At 61.2% G+C, this 18,825-nt stretch carries 15 protein-coding genes and 1 pseudogene; 12 read left to right on the forward strand and 4 right to left on the reverse strand.

Going from position 1 to position 18,825, the window contains the following annotated elements; genetic code table 11:
- Positions 1-10: 10 nt before the first annotated feature.
- A complete protein-coding gene (locus FXO12_RS07670) occupies positions 11-1,111 on the forward strand; it encodes a DNA alkylation repair protein (protein WP_057978395.1) in 1,101 nt (366 codons plus the stop codon).
- Positions 1,112-1,258: 147 nt separating this feature from the next.
- Positions 1,259-3,118: a DUF3857 domain-containing transglutaminase family protein gene (locus FXO12_RS07675; protein WP_057978397.1), complete on the forward strand. Its 1,860-nt coding sequence runs from the start codon at positions 1,259-1,261 to the stop codon at positions 3,116-3,118.
- Positions 3,119-3,250: 132 nt separating this feature from the next.
- On the opposite strand, the gene FXO12_RS07680 is transcribed toward FXO12_RS07675, so the two are convergent.
- A complete protein-coding gene (locus FXO12_RS07680) occupies positions 3,251-4,144 on the reverse strand; it encodes a LysR family transcriptional regulator (protein ID WP_034127066.1) in 894 nt (297 codons plus the stop codon).
- A gap of 128 nt (positions 4,145-4,272) precedes the next feature.
- Here FXO12_RS07680 and FXO12_RS07685 point away from each other — a divergent pair, with 128 nt between their 5' ends.
- The 6 genes and pseudogenes from FXO12_RS07685 to FXO12_RS07710 all read left to right on the forward strand — a co-directional run bounded on the left by FXO12_RS07685 (position 4,273) and on the right by FXO12_RS07710 (position 12,178).
- Entirely contained in the window at positions 4,273-5,940 is a 1,668-nt protein-coding gene (locus FXO12_RS07685; RefSeq protein ID WP_057978399.1) for a GMC family oxidoreductase, read from the forward strand.
- A 94-nt stretch (positions 5,941-6,034) separates the two neighbouring features.
- Entirely contained in the window at positions 6,035-7,657 is a 1,623-nt protein-coding gene (locus tag FXO12_RS07690; protein ID WP_054895765.1) for an MFS transporter, read from the forward strand.
- 221 nt (positions 7,658-7,878) lie between these two features.
- Positions 7,879-9,828 (forward strand): DNA topoisomerase III, encoded by a 1,950-nt coding sequence (locus tag FXO12_RS07695; protein WP_057978404.1) that lies wholly within the window; start codon positions 7,879-7,881, stop codon positions 9,826-9,828.
- Positions 9,829-9,957: 129 nt separating this feature from the next.
- Complete coding sequence (locus FXO12_RS07700; RefSeq protein ID WP_034127063.1) at positions 9,958-10,398, forward strand: CBS domain-containing protein; 441 nt, start codon at positions 9,958-9,960, stop codon at positions 10,396-10,398.
- Positions 10,399-10,407: 9 nt separating this feature from the next.
- Positions 10,408-11,252 (forward strand): annotated as a pseudogene (locus tag FXO12_RS07705) (NAD-dependent protein deacetylase).
- A gap of 596 nt (positions 11,253-11,848) precedes the next feature.
- Positions 11,849-12,178, forward strand: a complete 330-nt coding sequence (locus tag FXO12_RS07710) for a hypothetical protein (RefSeq protein ID WP_003190335.1) — start codon at positions 11,849-11,851, stop codon at positions 12,176-12,178.
- A gap of 58 nt (positions 12,179-12,236) precedes the next feature.
- Here the strand turns inward: FXO12_RS07710 and FXO12_RS07715 are convergent, their stop codons facing one another.
- On the reverse strand, positions 12,237-13,139 hold the full coding sequence (locus FXO12_RS07715; protein ID WP_034127061.1) for a LysR family transcriptional regulator: 903 nt from the start codon (positions 13,137-13,139) through the stop codon (positions 12,237-12,239).
- 133 nt (positions 13,140-13,272) lie between these two features.
- On the opposite strand from FXO12_RS07715, the gene FXO12_RS07720 reads away from it, so the two are divergent.
- Genes FXO12_RS07720 through FXO12_RS07730 form a run of 3 tightly spaced genes read left to right on the forward strand, consistent with a single transcriptional unit; the run spans position 13,273 to position 15,855 of the window.
- Positions 13,273-13,971 (forward strand): CoA transferase subunit A, encoded by a 699-nt coding sequence (locus tag FXO12_RS07720; RefSeq protein ID WP_003190329.1) that lies wholly within the window; start codon positions 13,273-13,275, stop codon positions 13,969-13,971.
- A 31-nt stretch (positions 13,972-14,002) separates the two neighbouring features.
- Entirely contained in the window at positions 14,003-14,662 is a 660-nt protein-coding gene (locus FXO12_RS07725) for a CoA transferase subunit B (RefSeq protein ID WP_005786928.1), read from the forward strand.
- A gap of 11 nt (positions 14,663-14,673) precedes the next feature.
- Complete coding sequence (locus FXO12_RS07730; protein ID WP_057978401.1) at positions 14,674-15,855, forward strand: acetyl-CoA C-acetyltransferase; 1,182 nt, start codon at positions 14,674-14,676, stop codon at positions 15,853-15,855.
- A gap of 241 nt (positions 15,856-16,096) precedes the next feature.
- Here FXO12_RS07730 and FXO12_RS07735 read toward each other — a convergent pair whose 3' ends face one another.
- The gene (locus FXO12_RS07735; RefSeq protein ID WP_054895767.1) at positions 16,097-16,519 is read right to left on the reverse strand and encodes a PaaI family thioesterase; all 423 of its coding nucleotides are present in this window, start codon (positions 16,517-16,519) and stop codon (positions 16,097-16,099) included.
- Positions 16,520-16,676: 157 nt separating this feature from the next.
- Between FXO12_RS07735 and FXO12_RS07740 the strand changes: the two genes are divergently transcribed.
- Positions 16,677-17,471 (forward strand): DUF4349 domain-containing protein, encoded by a 795-nt coding sequence (locus FXO12_RS07740; RefSeq protein WP_057978402.1) that lies wholly within the window; start codon positions 16,677-16,679, stop codon positions 17,469-17,471.
- Here the strand turns inward: FXO12_RS07740 and FXO12_RS07745 are convergent, their stop codons facing one another.
- Positions 17,472-18,557 carry a DUF1615 domain-containing protein gene (locus FXO12_RS07745; RefSeq protein ID WP_034127058.1) on the reverse strand — a complete coding sequence of 362 codons (1,086 nt, stop codon included), beginning with the start codon at positions 18,555-18,557 and terminating at the stop codon, positions 17,472-17,474.
- Positions 18,558-18,825 lie beyond the last annotated feature (268 nt).

Consider the following 18,825-nt stretch of genomic DNA (forward strand, 5'->3'; position numbering starts at 1 on the left):
GGAAATGCAGATGAGCGACCAAGCCGCCCCGGCCCTCAAGGAAATCTTCAACATCGAACGCCTGCAACACATCGCCACCGAAATGACTGTGGTGTACCCGGCGTTCGACGCCAAGGGTTTTCTCCAGCACGCTTGCGTCGGGCTGGCCGAGTTATCGGTGATGCAACGCATGGCCCGGGTCAGCGAGAGCCTGCACGCGGTGATCCCGCTGGATTATGCGCAAACCCTCAAGCTGCTTTACGCTCTGGCACCGCGCATCAACAGCGGCTTTGTCAGCCTGTTCCTGGCGCATTACGTGGCGAGTTATGGCCTGGGTGATTTCAAACGTTCAATGGCCGCGCTGAAGTTTTTCACCACCTTTGGTTCGGCCGAGTTCGCCATTCGCCACTTCTTACTGCACGACTTCGAGCGCACCTTGGCAGTGATGCAGCAATGGTCGCTGGATGGCAACGAACACGTACGCCGCCTGGCCAGTGAAGGCTCACGCCCTCGCCTGCCTTGGTCGTTTCGCCTCGCCAACGTGCAGGCCAACCCCGAGTTATGTGCGTCGATCCTGGATAACCTCAGGGCCGACAGCAGCCTCTATGTGCGCAAGTCGGTGGCCAACCACCTCAATGACATCACCAAGGACCACCCCGGCTGGGTGCTCAACGTGATCGAAGGCTGGAACCTGGCCAACGCCCACACCGCCTGGATCGCTCGCCATGCGTTGCGCAGCTTGATCAAGCAAGGCGACACCCGCGCGCTGACGATCATGGGGGCCGGAGCCAAGGCTGAGGTGACGATCCGTGGACTGAGCGTCACCCCCGCCGTGATCCGATTGGGCGAGCGGATCAATCTGTCATTCCAGCTGGAATCCACCGCCAACCACGCGCAAAAACTGGTGGTGGACTACGCCATCGACTACGTAAAAAGCGCTGGCCACAGCGCATCCAAAGTGTTCAAGCTCAAGGCTTTTACCTTGGGCGCCGGCGAACGGCAGACCATCAACCGCGAGCAGCACATCCGCGAATTGACCACGCGCAAGCACTACCCCGGCACGCATCGGATACATGTTTTGATCAACGGTGAACGCCTGGCCAGTGCAGAGTTCGAACTGCTGAAACCTTGACACAAATCAAACAAAAGGCTCTAGCACGGGCCTTTCAGCCCGATAAATTGTCGAACAATCCTGGCCTTTGCCGTTGAGATCCATTATCATCCGGCGCCTTCTCGCTACCCGCCGGGTAGCTGTTTCAATGTGTCACCCGAGGCGCCCATGTACCGTTTTTCGTTTCACCGCCCTTTGATTGCCATCAGCCTGGGGCTGGTTTCCCATTCCGTCAGCGCAGCCCTGCAACCCATAGCCGAAGCCCCGCTGGCCAGTGACACCGAGCTGCACTGCCACTTCAACCGCGACGCCAGCACAGACTGCACCACCACTTACCGCTACACGATCCTCAAGGCCAACGGCCGCGAAATGCTTTCGCGCATCGACTTCGACTACTCCGAAGCCGACACCTTTGAAGTGGTCAGCGCTCAATCCACCCAGCCTGGCGCCAAGCCCGTCGCCCTGGCCGCCACGCAAATCGATACCCGCAGCGCACCCAACCCGGACCAAGGCTTCAGCCGCGACAAGCAAACCTCCCTGGCCTTCCCCAACCTGCGCGTGGGCACGCAGATCCGCTACACGGTACGCCAGCATTACCCGGCCAAACCGCTGATGACTCAGTTCCACTATGTGCTCAAGTTCGGGCCCAGCTCAGCCCGTCGCGATCGCTTCAAGGCGCGCTTTACCGCCGAACGACCGATGCAGTGGCGCAGCGAATTGTTCGACGGTTTCAAGGTAACGCCTTCGAGCAACGGCAAGACCCTGGATGTGGTGCAAAAAGCCCCGACCTACCTCAACTACATCAATGAATCCTCCGCTGCCACCCTGCTGCGCGTCCCACGCCTGGAAGTGGGGAGCGCCGTGGACCGCCAGGCGTACTTCGGTGATTTCGCCCAGCGTTACAACCAGATCCTCGGCGCCACCCTGCCGGCGCAAGCCGCCGCCGCCGTGGCCGCCGCACGCAGCCTGGCGCCAGCTGAGCAAGTCGCGGCAATGATGCAGCACATCAATGATCACTACCGCTACCTGGGTGACTGGCGCGCGACCGAGCGCGGCTATGTGCCGTTCAGCCTGGCGGAAATCGAGCAGCACGGCTACGGCGACTGCAAGGACCTGGCGACGCTGCTGACGGCCATGCTCAAGGCCAGTGGCATCAAGGCTGAGACCGCGTGGGTCAGCCGTGGCGACGTGGTCGATGCCCTGCTGATTCCTGGCACCCAGGCGCCGAACCACGCCATCGTGCGTGCCGAAGTGAATGGCCAGGTGTGGTGGCTTGACCCGACCAACCCGGTCTTCGCCCCTGGCCAGACCATGCCCGATATTCAGGACCGCTGGGTATTGGTCAACGATGCGCAGGGCCAGGTGCGCGAAGAACACATCCCACTGGAGCGCCCCGAAGTCTCGATACGCCTGGACAAACAGGTGCAGTACGGCAAAGAGGGAGATGGCGCGGTCAAGGCGACTATTACCTTCAGCCGCCTGCCGCTGATGCAACTGAGCGTCGCAGACCGCCAGCAAGGCACCACCGCCACCGACCAGAACATCTGCGCCAACTTCGGCAACGATATCAGCGACTGCCAGATCACCCGCGAACCCACCCGCTTTGTGGTACATGACGGCTACAGCGTCACCGCCCGCATGAACGATCAGCGCGCCCTGGAAAAACTGGCCAATGACTATGTCTACACCGACCCGTCCTTGAAAGACCGCTGGGAGGGCTACATCAACTATCGCCGCCAGGGGCAACAGGCCGACCTTTACCTGGGCAATCCTGAAACCTATGACTACACCTACACCCTGGCAGGCGGGAAGATGGAAAAAGCCATCCCCGGCTGCAAGGTACGCTCGCCCTGGTACGACCTCGACCTGGACGGAAAACTGGAGGACGGCTCGCTGCGCTATCACTATCGCCTGAGCCAGAAAAAGCGCTGGCTGACCCATGCCGAAGTCACCAGCGATGCGTTCGGAAAGATGATTGAAGAGGCCCGGGCCTGTGCCGAGCAGGTGCATCAGGTAGTAAAGCTCTAGACTGTCCCTGACACACCACGATCCAAATGTGGGAGCTGGCTTGCCTGCGATGATGGCCGGTCAGCTTGCCCATCGGTGACTGACACACCGCCATCGCAGGCAAGCCAGCTCCCACATTTTAATCCGTGTGTGTCAGCGGGACTCGCCGAGCAACAAGCCCTGCTCCCTTGCGCACAGCTCCACCACATAATCCCACAACACCCGCAACCGCACCGACTTGTGCAGCTCCCGGCGCGAACTGATCCAATAGCTGCGCTGGATACCCTCCGCCGGTAGCAACGGCACCAACTCTCCATCCCCAGCCGCCATGAAACATGGCAACACCGCAATGCCCAACCCCGAACGCGCCGCCTGGTGCTGGGCGATCACGCTGGTGCTGTGGAACACCACCCGGGGGCTACGGCAGAAGCTGTTGAGGAACTTCAATTCCTGGCTGAACAGCAGGTCATCGACATAATCGATCCAGGCATGGGCAGAGAGGTCTTCACGTTTTTCGATGGGCGGGTTACGCGCCAGGTAGGCACGGCTGGCGTACAGCGCCAGACGATAATCGGTGAGTTTGCGCGTCACCAGTTGATCGGCGCTGGGGCGTTCCAAGTGAATGCTGATCTCCGCTTCGCGATTGAGGATGCTGACGAAACGCGGCACCGCGACCAGCTCCACCTCCAAACCTGGATAGCGTTCAAACAACCCGCCCATGCGTGCGGCCAGAAACATCACGCCCAGCCCTTCGGCTACACCAAGGCGAATCTTGCCCAGGGGCGCCGCAGAGTGGGTGAGCTCGTCTTCGGCCAGCAGTGCCACGTTTTCCATAGCTTCGGCATGTTTGAGCAATGCTTCGCCGGCAGGCGTCAGTTCATAGCCCTGGGCGTGCTGCACGAACAGCGCCGTGCCGAGGCTTTTCTCGATGGCGTCGATGTGCCGCGCCACGGTGGCATGCGTGGTTTTCAGGCGTTGGGCGGCGGTGAGCAGGCGGCCACTGCGCTGCAACTCGAGAAAAAACCGCAGGTCATTCCAGTCGAACATATCGCCTCCAGAGCCTGGGCCCGCCGGCGTTGTTTAAAAACGCACAGCGGGTGGGTAAAAACTAACATTTTTAAGACGAAAACTAACAACTAGGATGGGCCCAATAAGAAAAACAAGCGAGACCCCAGATGCCCAATGCAACTGCTGAATACGATTACATCGTCGTCGGCGCCGGCCCTGCCGGATGCCTGCTGGCCAATCGTCTGTCCGCCAACCCGGCTCACCGTGTCCTGCTGCTGGAAGCCGGTGGCCGCGACAACTACCCCTGGATCCATATCCCCGTCGGCTATCTGTTCTGCATCGGCAACCCACGCACCGACTGGTGCTTCAAGACCCAACCCCAAGCCGGCCTGCAGGGGCGCGCCTTGAGTTACCCACGGGGCAAAGTGCTGGGCGGCTGCTCGTCCATCAACGGCATGATCTACATGCGCGGCCAGGCCCAGGACTACGATGGCTGGGCGGCGGCGGGCAACGCGGGCTGGGCTTGGAAAGACGTACTGCCGCTGTTCAAACAGAGCGAAAACCATTTTGCCGGCGGCTCTGAATTCCACAACGAGGGCGGTGAGTGGCGCGTCGAGCAACAACGCTTGTCGTGGCCGATCCTCGATGCGTTTCGTGAGGCGGCTGCCCAAAGCGGCATCGCCAATATCAATGACTTCAACCAGGGCGACAACGAGGGCTGCGGTTACTTCCAGGTCAACCAGAAAGCCGGAGTGCGCTGGAATGCGGCCAAGGCGTTCCTCAAGCCGATCCGCCAGCGCCCCAACCTCACCGTGCTGACTGAGGTAGAGGTTGAGCGTGTGCTACTGGAAAACGGTCGTGCCTCGCAGGTACTGGGACGCCAACACGGCCAGGCACTGAGCTGGAAGGCGCGCAAAGAGATCGTACTGTGCGCCGGCTCGGTGGGTTCGCCGGGCATTCTGCAACGCTCAGGGATCGGCCCTTCCCATGTGCTCAAGCCGCTGGGCATCAACGTGGTGCACGAGCTGCCAGGCGTTGGCGGCAACCTGCAAGATCACCTGCAACTGCGCCTGATCTACAAGCTGGAAAATGCCCGCACCCTGAACCAGATCGCCGGCACATTGTGGGGCAAGATGGGCATGGGCCTGCGCTACCTGTACGACCGCAGCGGCCCGCTGTCGATGGCGCCCAGCCAGCTTGGCGCGTTTGCCCGCTCCGGCCCGGAGCAGACCTCGGCCAACCTGCAATACCATGTGCAGCCACTGTCCCTGGAACGCTTTGGCGAACCGTTGCACGGCTTCCCGGCGTTTACCGCATCGGTCTGCGACCTGCGCCCGCAAAGTCGCGGCCGGGTGGATATCCGTTCGACCAACCCGGCGGATGCGCCGCTGATACAGCCTAATTACCTCAGCCACCCCGAAGACTTGCGCGTGGCCGCCGACGCTATTCGCCTGACCCGGCGCATCGTCGCCGCTCCGGCCCTGAGCCAGTTCAAACCGGTGGAATACCTGCCCGGCGAAGCCCTGCAAACTGAAGAACAACTGCACGAGGCCGCTGCACGGATCGGCACCACGATTTTCCACCCGGTGGGCACCTGCCGCATGGGCGATGACAAAGACGCGGTGGTCGACAGCCAGCTGCGCGTACACGGCATTCCCGGCCTGCGCATTGCCGATGCGTCGATCATGCCGCGCATCACCTCCGGCAATACCTGCTCACCCACGCTGATGATCGCGGAGAAGGCCGCGCAGCTGATCCTGTCCCCAAACACTGTAGGAGCGAGCTTGCTCGCGAAAAACCCAACGGCACCGCGCACTACAAGGCACCCCGCGTAATCATTAACGATATTGAAGACGTTGAAAAAATAGCGGCGCCGAGGTCAGCGCCGACAGTGGAACAACAATAAATAATCACTGTGAGGGACACCCGATGTCAGAACATGCTCAACCCCTGGGCTCGGCGGCCAGTGCAAGTACCGCCAACGAATCAAGAAAGGTCATCTTCGCCTCCTCCTTGGGGACGGTGTTCGAGTGGTATGACTTTTTCCTCTACGGCGCCCTGGCGGCGGTGATCAGCAAGCAGTTCTTTGCCGGGGTCAACGACACCACGGCGTTTATCTTTGCCTTGATGGCCTTTGCCGCAGGCTTTGTAGTGCGGCCATTCGGTGCGCTGGTGTTCGGCCGGCTGGGCGATATGATCGGGCGCAAGTACACCTTCCTCGTGACCATCATCCTGATGGGCGTGGCAACCTTCTGCGTCGGGTTGCTGCCGACCTACGCCAGCATCGGCATCGCTGCGCCGATCATCCTCATTGTGCTGCGCATGCTGCAGGGCCTGGCGCTGGGCGGTGAGTACGGTGGCGCTGCTACCTACGTGGCCGAGCATGCGCCACCGGGCAAGCGCGGCCTGCACACCAGCTGGATTCAATCCACCGCCACCCTCGGCCTGCTGCTGTCGCTGCTGGTGGTGCTGGCCTGCCGTTACTTCACCGGCGATCAGTTCGAAGTGTGGGGCTGGCGCATTCCGTTCCTGTTTTCCATCGTGCTGCTGGGCATCTCGACCTGGATCCGCATGAGCCTGCACGAGTCGCCCGCCTTCTTGAAGATGAAAGAGGAAGGCAAGGCCTGCAAGGCGCCGATTCGCGAGTCCTTCGGCAAATGGGAAAACCTCAAGGTGGTGCTGATCGCGCTGTTCAGCATCAACGGCGGGCAGGCGGTGACCTTCTACGCGGCGCAGTTTTATGTGCTGTTCTTTCTCACCCAGTTCCTGCGCATGGACCCAGCCCTGGCCAATATGCTGTTGATCATCAGCGTGGTGATCGGCGCGCCGTTCTTTATCCTGTTTGGCTGGCTGTCGGACAAGGTCGGGCGCAAGCCGGTGCTGATGCTCGGCCTGCTGTTGGCGACCGCGCTGTACTTCCCGATCTTCAAGGGCCTGGCGCACTACACCAACCCCGCAATGGACCAGGCCAGCCGACAGGCGCCGATCACCGTACTGGCCGACCCGGCCACCTGCACCTTCCAGTTCGACCCGGTGGGCAAAGCTCGTTTTGACAGCCCCTGCGACAAGGTCAAGACCTTCTTGGTCAAACAGGGTCTGCCCTACAGCAGCGCCGCCGCCCCTGCGGGCAGCCCGGTGCAAGTGAGCGTGGGCGATGTGCGTATCGACGGCTTTGATGAAGCGGCCCTGCGTGGCGCCGTGGCCCTGGCCGGTTACCCGTCATCGGCGGATGTGGCCCAGGTCAACAAGCTGATGGTGGTGGTGCTGATCGTGGTGCTGATCTTCATCGCTGCTATGTGCTACGGGCCGTTGGCAGCGCTGATGGTTGAGCTGTTTCCGACGCGCATCCGCTACACCTCGATGTCCCTGCCCTACCACATCGGTAACGGCTGGTTTGGCGGGTTCCTGCCGACGGTGTCGTTTGCCTTGGTGGTGTACACCGGCGATATCTTCTATGGGTTGTGGTACCCGGTGGTGGTGACGGGCGTGAGCCTGATCGTCGGGTTGTTCTGCCTCAAGGAAACCCGGCACGTGGATATCGAAAACAACTGATACCTCTGCCCTGTGGGAGCGAGCTTGCTCGCGAAGAACCTGAGAGCAACGCGGGGCACCAGGCGCCCCGCGTCATCGTTAACGACCTTCGCGAGCAAGCTCGCTCCTACAGCGGCGTATGGCACCCACACAAATTGCTGTACATCCATACAGATAATGGTTGCTCAAACCCCTTCAAATAAGCATCCTGCAAGGCATCAACCCGATCTGATGTGATGACCATGCGGCTGTACCTCTGTGAAAAACCCTCCCAGGCCAAGGATATCGCGGCCGTGCTCGGCGCCAGCCGCCGTGGCGATGGGTGCTGGCTGGGTAATGGAGTCACGGTCACCTGGTGCATCGGCCACCTGCTGGAAACCGCCCCGCCCGACGCCTACGACGCCAAATACAAACGCTGGGTGCTGGCTGACCTGCCGATCGTCCCGGATAAATGGAAGATGCTGGTCAAGCCCAAGACCGCCAGCCAATACAAGGCCGTCAAGCGCTTGCTGGGGGAAGCCCAGGAACTGGTGATCGCCACCGACGCCGACCGTGAAGGCGAGATGATCGCCCGTGAACTGGTGGAACACTGCCGCTACCGCGGGCCGATCCAGCGGTTGTGGCTGTCGGCACTTGACGACGCCTCCATTCGCAAGGCCTTGGCGGCGCTCAAACCCGGTGCAGAAACCTTCAGCCTGTATCACTCGGCCCTGGGGCGCTCGCGCGCCGACTGGCTGATAGGTATGAACATGAGCCGCCTGTTTACCCTGCTGGGGCGCCAATCCGGTTACCAGGGCGTACTCCCGGTAGGCCGGGTGCAAACCCCGACCCTGCGCCTGGTGGTGGACCGTGATCGCAGCATTGCCGACTTCGTGCCGGTGGCCTACTGGGCCATTGATGTCGACCTGCGCCACGAGCACATGACCTTCACCGCCCAATGGCGCGCCCCTGAGGATGCCTGTGACGACCAGGGCCGTTGCCTCAACCCGCAACTGGCGCGGGACACCGCCGACGCCATGCTCAACGCCGCCACGGCGCGGCTGGTGAAGCTGCGTACCGAGCGCATGCGCGAAGTGGCGCCCCTGCCCTTCGACCTCGGCACCTTGCAGGAGATCTGTTCGAAGAAGCTCGGCCTGGGTGCCCAGGAAACCCTGGATATCGCCCAATCCCTGTACGAAACCCACAAGGCCATCACCTACCCGCGCAGCGATTGCGGCTACCTGCCATTGAGCCAGCACAGTGAAGCGCCGAAGATCCTTGCGGCGCTGGGCCGTGCGGACACGGCGGTCAACGAGCTGATGTCGCACATCGACCCTCGGCGCCGTTCGCGGGCCTGGAACGACGCGAAAGTCAGCGCCCACCACGGCATCATCCCCACCGGAGCCGGCAAGGAGGTCAGCCAACTGACCGGCAAGCACCGTGCGGTCTATACGCTGATTCGTGCGCGCTACCTGGCGCAGTTCCTGCCCAACCATGAATACGACCGCACCCAGGCCGATTTCGACTGTGCCGGCCAGGCGTTGCGCGCGGTGGGCAAAGTCATTATTGAACCGGGCTGGAAACGCGCCTTGCCCGAAGCGCTGGCACCCGCCAAAGGTCGCGAAGCGCCTGCGCCCCAAGCTTTGCCGACGCTGGTGCAGGGCCACGACTATGCCGTGGCCAAGGTCAACCTCAAAGACCTGTGGACCCAGCCGCCCAAGCCCTTTACCGAAGGCGACCTGATCAAGGCCATGAAAAACGTCGCCAAGCTGGTGGAGGACCCGTTGCTCAAGCAAAAACTCAAGGACACCACTGGCATCGGCACCGAGGCCACCCGCGCCGGGATCATCCAGGGCTTGCTGGATCGCGGTTATCTGGTGAAAAACGGCAAGGCCCTGTCGGCAACCCCGGCCGCGTTCAGCCTGATCGACGCGGTGCCCCGCGCCATCGCCGACCCCGGCACCACCGCCATCTGGGAACAGGCACTGGACATGGTGCAAAGCGGCGAAATGAGCCTGGAGGAATTCGTCGCCAAGCAAGCGGCTTGGATGAGCAAGCAGGTGGCACGCTGTAACGGCATGCGCATGACTATCACTGGCCCCGCCAGCCCGGCTGGCCGAGGTGCGACGCCGTGGAAAAAGAAGCGCAAGGCCGCCCCACGTAAAGCTGGCACCAGCCCCAAGCGCGGAAAAAAGCCGGCAAATGCGGGATAAATACCAAAAAAGACTGGCACATGACGTTTTTCGACAGGTTTAACGCCGCATTGGCCCTTGCTCCGGCGGGTTCGGTCTAGGATTCTGTAGGGGATCTGGACTACCAACAACAACACCGGAGTGGCCGCCATGAAGACCGTTGCACAACTGCTGAAAGCCAAGGACCAGAAAAACCAGGACGTCCACACGATCAAATGGGACCACACCGTATTTGAAGCGCTGGTGCGGATGTCGGAGAAAAACGTCGGTGCCTTGCCAGTGGTCAGGGATGACGTGGTGGTCGGCATCATCAGTGAACGGGATTACGCACGTAAAATCATGCTCAAGGGCCTCTCGTCAGTTACCACCAAGGTCCATGAGGTGATGAGCTCGCCGGTGATCACTGTGGATACTCACAAGAGTGTCGAGGAATGCATGAACATCATGACCGACAGTCACCTGCGCCACCTGCCGGTGGTCGAAGACGGCAAACTGCTGGGCCTGCTGTCTATCGGTGACCTGGTCAAGGAAGCAATTGCCGAACAAGCGGCCTTGATCCAGCAACTGGAACAGTACATCCGCGGCGAATAGGGGGAACCCATGCTCGACACGCTGGACCATCAGGAAGACCACCTCGATACTCTGCACCGGGCCATGTCCGGCCGGCGTTTCCTGGTGCTGACCGGCGCAGGGATAAGTACATCTTCGGGTATCCCGGATTACCGGGACGGGGAAGGTGTACGCCGGGGCAAGCCACCGATGATGTACCAGGAGTTCCTCGCCACTCCCGAGGCGCGGCGCCGCTACTGGGCGCGGGCGATGCTGGGGTGGCCACGGGTGCGCATTGCCCAGCCGAACAAGGCCCACCTGGCGCTCGCGACGCTGCAGCACCGTGGCCATATCAGCGGGCTGATCACGCAGAACGTCGACACCCTGCATGACCAGGCCGGCAGCCAGGATGTGATCGAGCTGCATGGCAGCTTGCATCGGGTGCTGTGCCTGGATTGCCAACTGCGCAGCGAGCGCGACGTGATCCAGCGGCAGATGGAGGTCGATAACCCGCACATGGCACAGGTTCATGCGGTGCAAGCGCCGGATGGCGACACCTTGCTTGATCCGGCGTTTGAACAGCACTTCCAGGTACCCCGCTGCCCGCACTGCAATGGCGAACGGCTGAAACCGGATGTGGTGTTCTTTGGCGAAAACGTCGCGCCGGCGACGGCGCTCAAGGCAATGACGGCGGTAGAGCATGCCGAAGGGCTGTTGGTGGTGGGGTCGTCGCTGATGGCCTATTCGGCGTTTCGCCTGTGCAAGGCGATGGTTGAACAGGGTAAGCCGGTGATTGCCATCAACCTGGGCAAGACTCGGGGGATGAGTTGTTGCAGGTGAAGATCCAGGCGTCTTGCGAGCAACTGTTACCCTTATTGACCGAGAGATTGAGATAGCGACACATCAACATGTGGGAGCTGGCTTGCCTGCGATAGCAGTGTGTCAGGCATACATGTACCCACTGACGCACCGCCATCGCAGGCAAGCCAGCTCCCACAGGGTTCGGCGTAAATCCGCCACCAAAATCCCGCGACCCACCGCACAGAAAATGACGCCCAAGTCACGTTTTCGCGTATTCCCCCGTCCCCACGGCAATTTATGTAGTGAGCAAAAATAATCACTACATAACCGTTGACGTAACCTTTTTGTCCTTGCATGATCTAGACGTCTCCCGGATCGGGAGCGTTGGTAACAAGCGTTTTGAACAGGCTCGTCTGACCGCCGAGCTGTTTTTCCGGATGTGCACTGCCCACAAGGCAGATCGATGAAGCTGACCGGCCCCGGAAGGGGCAGGTACAAGGCGCTCAAACGCGGCTTGTCTTCGCAATCAGAGCATTGCGTAGCAGTTCATCAGCAAGACTACATGCATCAGCTTCAAGACCCTGCCCGCATTCGGCAGCCCGTCGCTGACGCCCGGTTTTAGTGACCGGAGACAACTTACTGGTATTAACGAATCAACTGATAGATCGCCAACTGGTCAAGGGGCTTACACATGAATCTGAACAACCAACCAACTATCGATGAATTGGCTGAGATGTTCGCAGCGCAGAAAGACACACTCGACGACCATATCCTGTGGATTGGCAAATCGGGCGAAGTGCAAATTGACTGCCTGGCGCCCCATACCGAAGAAGCCGAGTTTGACCGTAACAACCGTGAGCTGGCGGCGCGCCTGAAGATGTACCGCCGTGGCCAGGGTTATGTCGGCAAGAAGGCCGCCGCTGATCGCAACTTTATCGAGCAAGTGTTCGACACACTTAACAATGCCTGGGCGTCTTTCAAAGACAGCTCGCAAGTTAAAGTGATCGACCGTTACTACTAAGTAGTACTCAATCAATGTGGGAGTTGGCTTGCCAGCTCCCACATTTGTATTTACTGATTTAAAAAGTTGGAAACCTGCCCTTCCCCGCCTCATCCCGAAAGATATCAAACAGCACCTGCGCCGCCGCCGACAGTTCATGCCCCGGCTTGGTCAGCACCCCAATTGGTCGCTCGATCACCGGGCCAGTCAAGGTAATGCAATGGGCTCCCGCCTCCTCCATCTGCCTGGCGCATAACGCTGGCACTGCACTAACCCCCAAACCGCTGGCAACCATCTTGCCCACCGTCGCCAGTTGATGGCTTTCCAAGGCAACGGGCAGTTTCATCTGCAAGGCACCGAGGTGTTCTTCCAGCATCACTCGCACAGTGGAAGGCCGCTGCAGGGTGATGAACGGCTGCTCCAACAAGGCTTTCCAGTCGATTTCAGCACGCTGTGCCAAGGGTGAATCCCCCGGGACCACGGCGACAAAGCGATCCAGGTACAACGGCGTGAACGCCAATGACGAACCATCGGACGGCTCGAACGCCACCCCCAGCTCCACCTGACGGTCGCGCACCATCTCCAGCACCTGTTCATTGATCAGGTCATGCACCGTCACGTTCACCTGGGGGTAACGGGCGCGGAATATCTTCAGGATCGGCGGCAACAGGTTGCCGGCGAACGACGGCATAGCGGCCACCGTGACGCGGCCGCGTTGCAAAGTAAAACGCTGGCGCAGTTCGTCTTCGGCATTGTCCCAATCGGCAATCAACCGGCGGGCCAGGGGCAGCAGGGACTCGCCTTCAGGGGTCAACGCGACGTTACGGGTATTACGGCTGAACAGGCGCCCGCCCAAGCCTTCTTCCAGGCCCTTGATGGTCAAGCTCAACGCTGACTGGGAGAGGTGCAAACGCTCGCAGGCCGCGGCAAAACTCAGGCTTTGCGCGACGGCGAGAAAGGCACGCATCTGTTTAACGGTCATGACACAGCTCCGGACGACGATTGGACTATGCTGTTTTCTAAATCAATCAACCTTAAAAAACAACTTAACAAATCAATCCACTGGCGCAACACTCAACTCACTGGCTGGACCACAAACAATAAAAGAGGTGCATATGGCAGGTTTCGATAAACGCGTGGCGTCCTATGAAGAAGCGCTGGCAGGCCTGGAAGACGGCATGACCGTGCTCTCCGGTGGTTTTGGTCTGTGTGGCATTCCGGAAAACCTCATTGCCGAAATCAAGCGCAAAGGCACCCGCGACCTGACGGTGGTTTCCAACAACTGCGGCGTCGATGGCTTCGGCCTGGGCGTGCTGCTGGAACAGAAGCAGATCAGCAAAGTGATCGCTTCCTACGTGGGTGAAAACGCCCTCTTCGAGAAACAACTGCTCAGCGGCGAGATTGAGGTGGTGCTTACCCCTCAAGGCACCCTGGCAGAAAAAATGCGCGCAGGCGGTGCCGGCATTCCGGCCTTCTTTACCGCCACTGGCGTCGGCACCCCCGTTGCCGAAGGCAAGGAAACCCGCGAATTCAAGGGCCGCCCGTATCTGATGGAAGAGTCCATCACCGGCGACTTTGCCATCGTCAAAGGCTGGAAAGCCGACCACTTCGGTAACGTTATCTACCGTCACACCGCCCAGAACTTCAACCCGCTGGCCGCCACCGCCGGCAAGATCACCGTGGTCGAAGTCGAGGAAATCGTCGAACCGGGCGAGCTGGACCCGGCGCAGATCCACACCCCTGGCATCTACGTCGACCGGATCATCTGCGGCACCTTCGAAAAGCGCATTGAACAGCGCACCGTCCGCAAATAATCCCCGTCCAGAACAACAAGAGGAAACAATCATGGCGCTTACCCGCGAACAAATGGCTCAACGCGTTGCCCGCGAGATGCAGGACGGTTACTACGTGAACCTCGGTATTGGCATTCCGACCCTGGTGGCCAACTACATCCCCGACGGCATGGAAGTGATGCTGCAATCGGAAAACGGCCTGCTTGGCATGGGCCCGTTCCCAACCGAAGAAACCATCGACGCCGACATGATCAACGCCGGCAAGCAGACCGTCACCGCACGCATCGGCGCCTCGATCTTCTCTTCCGCCGAGTCGTTCGCGATGATTCGCGGTGGGCATGTCGACCTCACCGTACTGGGCGCATTCGAAGTGGACGTACAGGGCAACATCGCTTCGTGGATGATCCCCGGCAAGCTGGTCAAGGGCATGGGCGGTGCCATGGACCTGGTGGCCGGCGCAGAAAACATCATTGTGATCATGACTCACGCATCCAAAGACGGTGAGTCCAAGTTGCTCAGCCAATGCAGCCTCCCGCTGACCGGTGCCAACTGCATCAAGCGTGTGCTCACGGATCTGGCGTACCTGGAAATCGAAAATGGCGCTTTTGTCCTCAAGGAACGCGCACCTGGCGTCAGCGTTGAAGAGATTGTGAGCAAGACCGCCGGTAAACTGATCGTCCCGGACCACGTTCCAGAAATGCACTTCCAGTGAGGACAGATTCCATGCAAGACGTCGTGATTGTTGCTGCCACCCGCACCGCCGTGGGCAGCTTCCAAGGTTCGCTGGCGAACATTCCGGCCCCGGAACTGGGCGCCGCCGTGATCCGTCGCCTGCTGGAGCAGACCGGCCTGGACCCGGCGCAAGTGGATGAGGTGATCCTCGGCCAGGTGCTCACCGCAGGCAGCGGCCAGAACCCGGCGCGCCAGGCTTCGATCCTTGCCGGCCTGCCCCATGCCGTGCCGAGCCTGACTCTGAACAAGGTCTGCGGTTCGGGCCTCAAGGCCCTGCACCTGGGCGCCCAGGCCATTCGTTGCGGCGACGCCGAGGTGATCATTGCCGGTGGCATGGAGAACATGAGCCTGGCCCCGTACGTACTGCCTGCCGCACGCACCGGGTTGCGCATGGGCCACGCGAAGATGATCGACAGCATGATCACCGACGGCCTGTGGGATGCGTTCAACGATTACCACATGGGCCTCACCGCCGAGAACCTGGTGGACAAGTACGGCATCAGCCGCGAAGCCCAGGACGCCTTTGCCGCCGCCTCCCAGCAAAAAGCTGCCGCCGCTATCGAAGCCGGACGCTTTGCCGATGAGATCACACCGATCCTGATTCCCCAGCGCAAAGGCGACCCGGTGGCCTTCGCCGTGGACGAACAACCCCGCGCCGGCACCACCGCCGAATCCCTGGCCAAGCTCAAGCCTGCGTTCAAGAAAGACGGCAGCGTCACCGCCGGCAACGCCTCCAGCCTGAACGACGGCGCTGCGGCCGTGCTGCTGATGAGCGCCGACAAAGCCAAGGCACTCGGCCTGCCCGTACTGGCGCGTATCGCCAGCTACGCCAACGCGGGCGTCGACCCGGCCATCATGGGCATCGGCCCGGTCTCGGCCACCCGCCGCTGCCTGGACAAGGCCGGCTGGCAGCTTGCGGACCTGGACCTGATCGAGGCCAACGAAGCCTTCGCCGCGCAATCACTGGCGGTGGGCAAAGAGCTGGAGTGGGACGCGCAGAAGGTCAACGTCAACGGCGGCGCCATCGCCATCGGCCACCCGATCGGTGCTTCAGGCTGCCGCGTACTGGTGACCCTGCTGCACGAAATGATCAAGCGCGATGCCAAGAAAGGTTTGGCAACGCTGTGCATCGGCGGCGGCCAAGGTGTCGCCCTGGCGCTCGAACGCAACTGAATCGGATCGCTATTGTGGCGAGGGAGCTTGCTCCAGTTGGGCTGCGTAGCAGCCCCACGCCAATAGAGCAACATAGAAAAGGCCTGGCTCCACGAAAAGCCAGGCCTTTTCTTTTATCGATCCCCCTGAATGAACTCGATCAAAATGTGGGAGCTGGCTTGCCTGCGATAGCGGTCTATCAGTCAGACCATTGCTAACTGACACACCGCTATCGCAGGCAAGCCAGCTCCCACATTTGATCTCACTGCCTGTCAGCTTGCGGCACCGCGAACACCGCGCTCGCCCGCAGCACCACCCGCTCCACCACCTGCAAACTCAACGTGGCGAACGCCATCTGCCGTCCGCGCTTGTGGCTTTCCAGACGCACCACCATCCACTCCCCTACCTGCACGGCGCCCAGGTAATCCACGGTCATGCTGGCGGTAATCAACGGCAACGGCGGCTCACTGGAAAACGCCATGGCGTACCCCATGCCGATATCGGCCAGCGTCGCCAGCACCCCGCCATGTACCGTACCGCGCCCATTGGCGTGACGATGATCGGCGCGCAAGCCGACTTCCAATTGCAAACCTTCGCCACGGCAATACGCCGGGCCGAGCAGTTCCAGCAACGGACTGCTGCGCGGCAACGGGACAAAGCCTTGGGGGACAGTCTGAGCGTTCATGGCGGATGCTTCCCTGGGGTGAGGCCTGAGGTGTACGCCAGCCCCGACCCGGCAGCCACCACCATCAGCCGGGCAAATCCCGGGCAATGCTTTGCGTTAATGGGCCAGACCCGCTTTAATCTCGGCCAATTTCTCCTGCACATTTCAAGGAAACGCCATGCGCCACCTGGACGGCAACTCCCACCCGCTTCGCGCGCCGCTGTTGATCTTGCTCGCCGGCCTGGCCTTGGCCGGTTGTTCCCCCACGGACCACTCTCGCGCCACCGTCATCAATGGCGAACAGGGCAAGGCCGGGGCGCAACTGGCCTATGAGCATGAATTGACCCTGGCCCTGCCCGGCGCCCTGCTTGCGCCGCGTATGCAGGCCACTCGTGAGGTGTGTGAAACGGCGCGCTTTGGTGCCTGCAATATCCTGGGCATTACCGAAGACGGCCAGGGTGGCCAGATCATCCTGCGAATCGCGCCCACGGGTGTGGAGCCGATGGTCGCCCTGGCGGCCGAAGGCGGTAAGCTCGGCCAGCGCATCACCACTGCCGAAGACCTGGCCGATGCCGTGGCGGATGTGCGCCGTCGCCAGGACCGCCTGCAAGCCCAGCAGCAACGCCTCGATGAACTGGCCAAGCGCAAGGACATCACCGTCAGCGACCTGATCGTCCTGAGCAAAGAGCAAGCCGGCATTGAAAACGAGCTGCAGGAACTGGCCCAGGTTGCCGCCGGCCAGCAACGCCGCCTCGACACCAACCGCATGACCTTGAACTTCCGCTCCTCGGACGGCGCCAACCAGGTGTCAAGGTTCACCCGGATGTTCAGCAACCTGGGAGACAACCTGGTGAACGGCACCGCAGACGCCCTGGAACGTGCCAGCTATGTGCTGCCCTTCGTGATCCTGGCGTTCCCGGTGGTGTGGTTGTGGGTGGGCTTGTGGCGCCGGTTCGTCAAGCGCCGCAGTTGATCAACGCTTCATGCAGCGCTGGTAGCGCTCATCCACACGCTTGGCAAACCAGGCCGTGGTCAGGTTGCGGGTGATCTTCGGGCTCTTGAGCACAATACCCGGCAGGATCGCCCGTGGCAGCGGCTTGCCGGCCGCCTGGTCAGCCAAGGCGAAGACGCGCTTGTACAAGGTGGTGTCCTCGAAATCCAACTGCTCGCCCTGCTCCAGTTGGCTGCGGATGCTCGGGTTGCGCATATCCAACTTCGCCCCCAGTGAACGCACCGCCAGCTCGGTGGTGCCGGGCAACAATGAGCCATAGCGGATCAAATCCCCATCCAGCGCCAGCTCTTTGCCTGAAACACGGCTGACCGCGGCCTGGAACGCGGCATTGCGGCTGGCGTACCAACCGGCGTTGAAATCGGCAAAGCGGTACAGCGGCTGATCGTAGCTCACCGGGTAACCGAGCAAGTGGGCGATGCCGAAGTACATGCCGCCGCGACGGGTGAACACTTCGCGGCGAATCGTGCCGTCCACCGTGTAGGGATAACCCCGCGCCTGTTTCTGCGCAAAGTCGATACTGACCTGCATGGGGCCAGCAGTGTGTACCGGGTTGAACCCGCCAAACAGCGTATTGCCCAGGGGCACCATGCTGATGAAGTCGTCAAAAATCGCGCTCAGGTCCTTTTCCGTACGGGCGGCATTCAAACGGTCGGCGTAGGTTTTGCCGGTGGGCGAGCGCAGTTGCAAGGCGCTGCGCACCACGAATGCCGGCACGTGCACCTTGCCGGCGCGGCGCAGGATTTCATCCTGGGCGATCTTGCCCATGCCCGGCACTGGCGGGTCGACCTGATAGGTGGACTCCTGCTCCGTCACCGCCAGCACCGCACAGATGTTTTCGGTGCTGGGGTAGATTTTCTGGGTGTCGAACGCGGTGTAGATGTCCTGGGCCCAGCCGTTGCGGTCCGCGACCTTGGCCGGCAGCAGGCGCACGATCTGCGCCTTCACCTCGGCTTCACTGCGCTCGGGCTGCTGGGGGCCACGGGAAGTTGAGCACCCGGCCAGTACCAGTAAAGGAATAAGGCAGAGCAGCAGACGCGTTGAATACATGAGGCTTCCTTGGTTAACGACGGGCCGGGCAGTGCTGATATCGACAGGTAAGTCTAACCGGGGTTCGTCGGCATGCCGAACCCAGTGCGTGGCAGTAACTGAAACATCCCACACAACTGCCGGATAAGCTCTACTCCTCACCCCGGCAAACCTCTGCAAAGTCCCTCGCCTGATCAAACAGTGCGAGGGAGTGCAGATGGTTTTTTTCGTGACGCGTGCGGTTGACGGGGCCGCCACTTGAACCCGGCCATTGGCAGGCTGGCGCTGA

This window comes from Pseudomonas sp. J380, assembly GCF_009827115.1.
GTDB lineage: Bacteria > Pseudomonadota > Gammaproteobacteria > Pseudomonadales > Pseudomonadaceae > Aquipseudomonas > Aquipseudomonas paracarnis.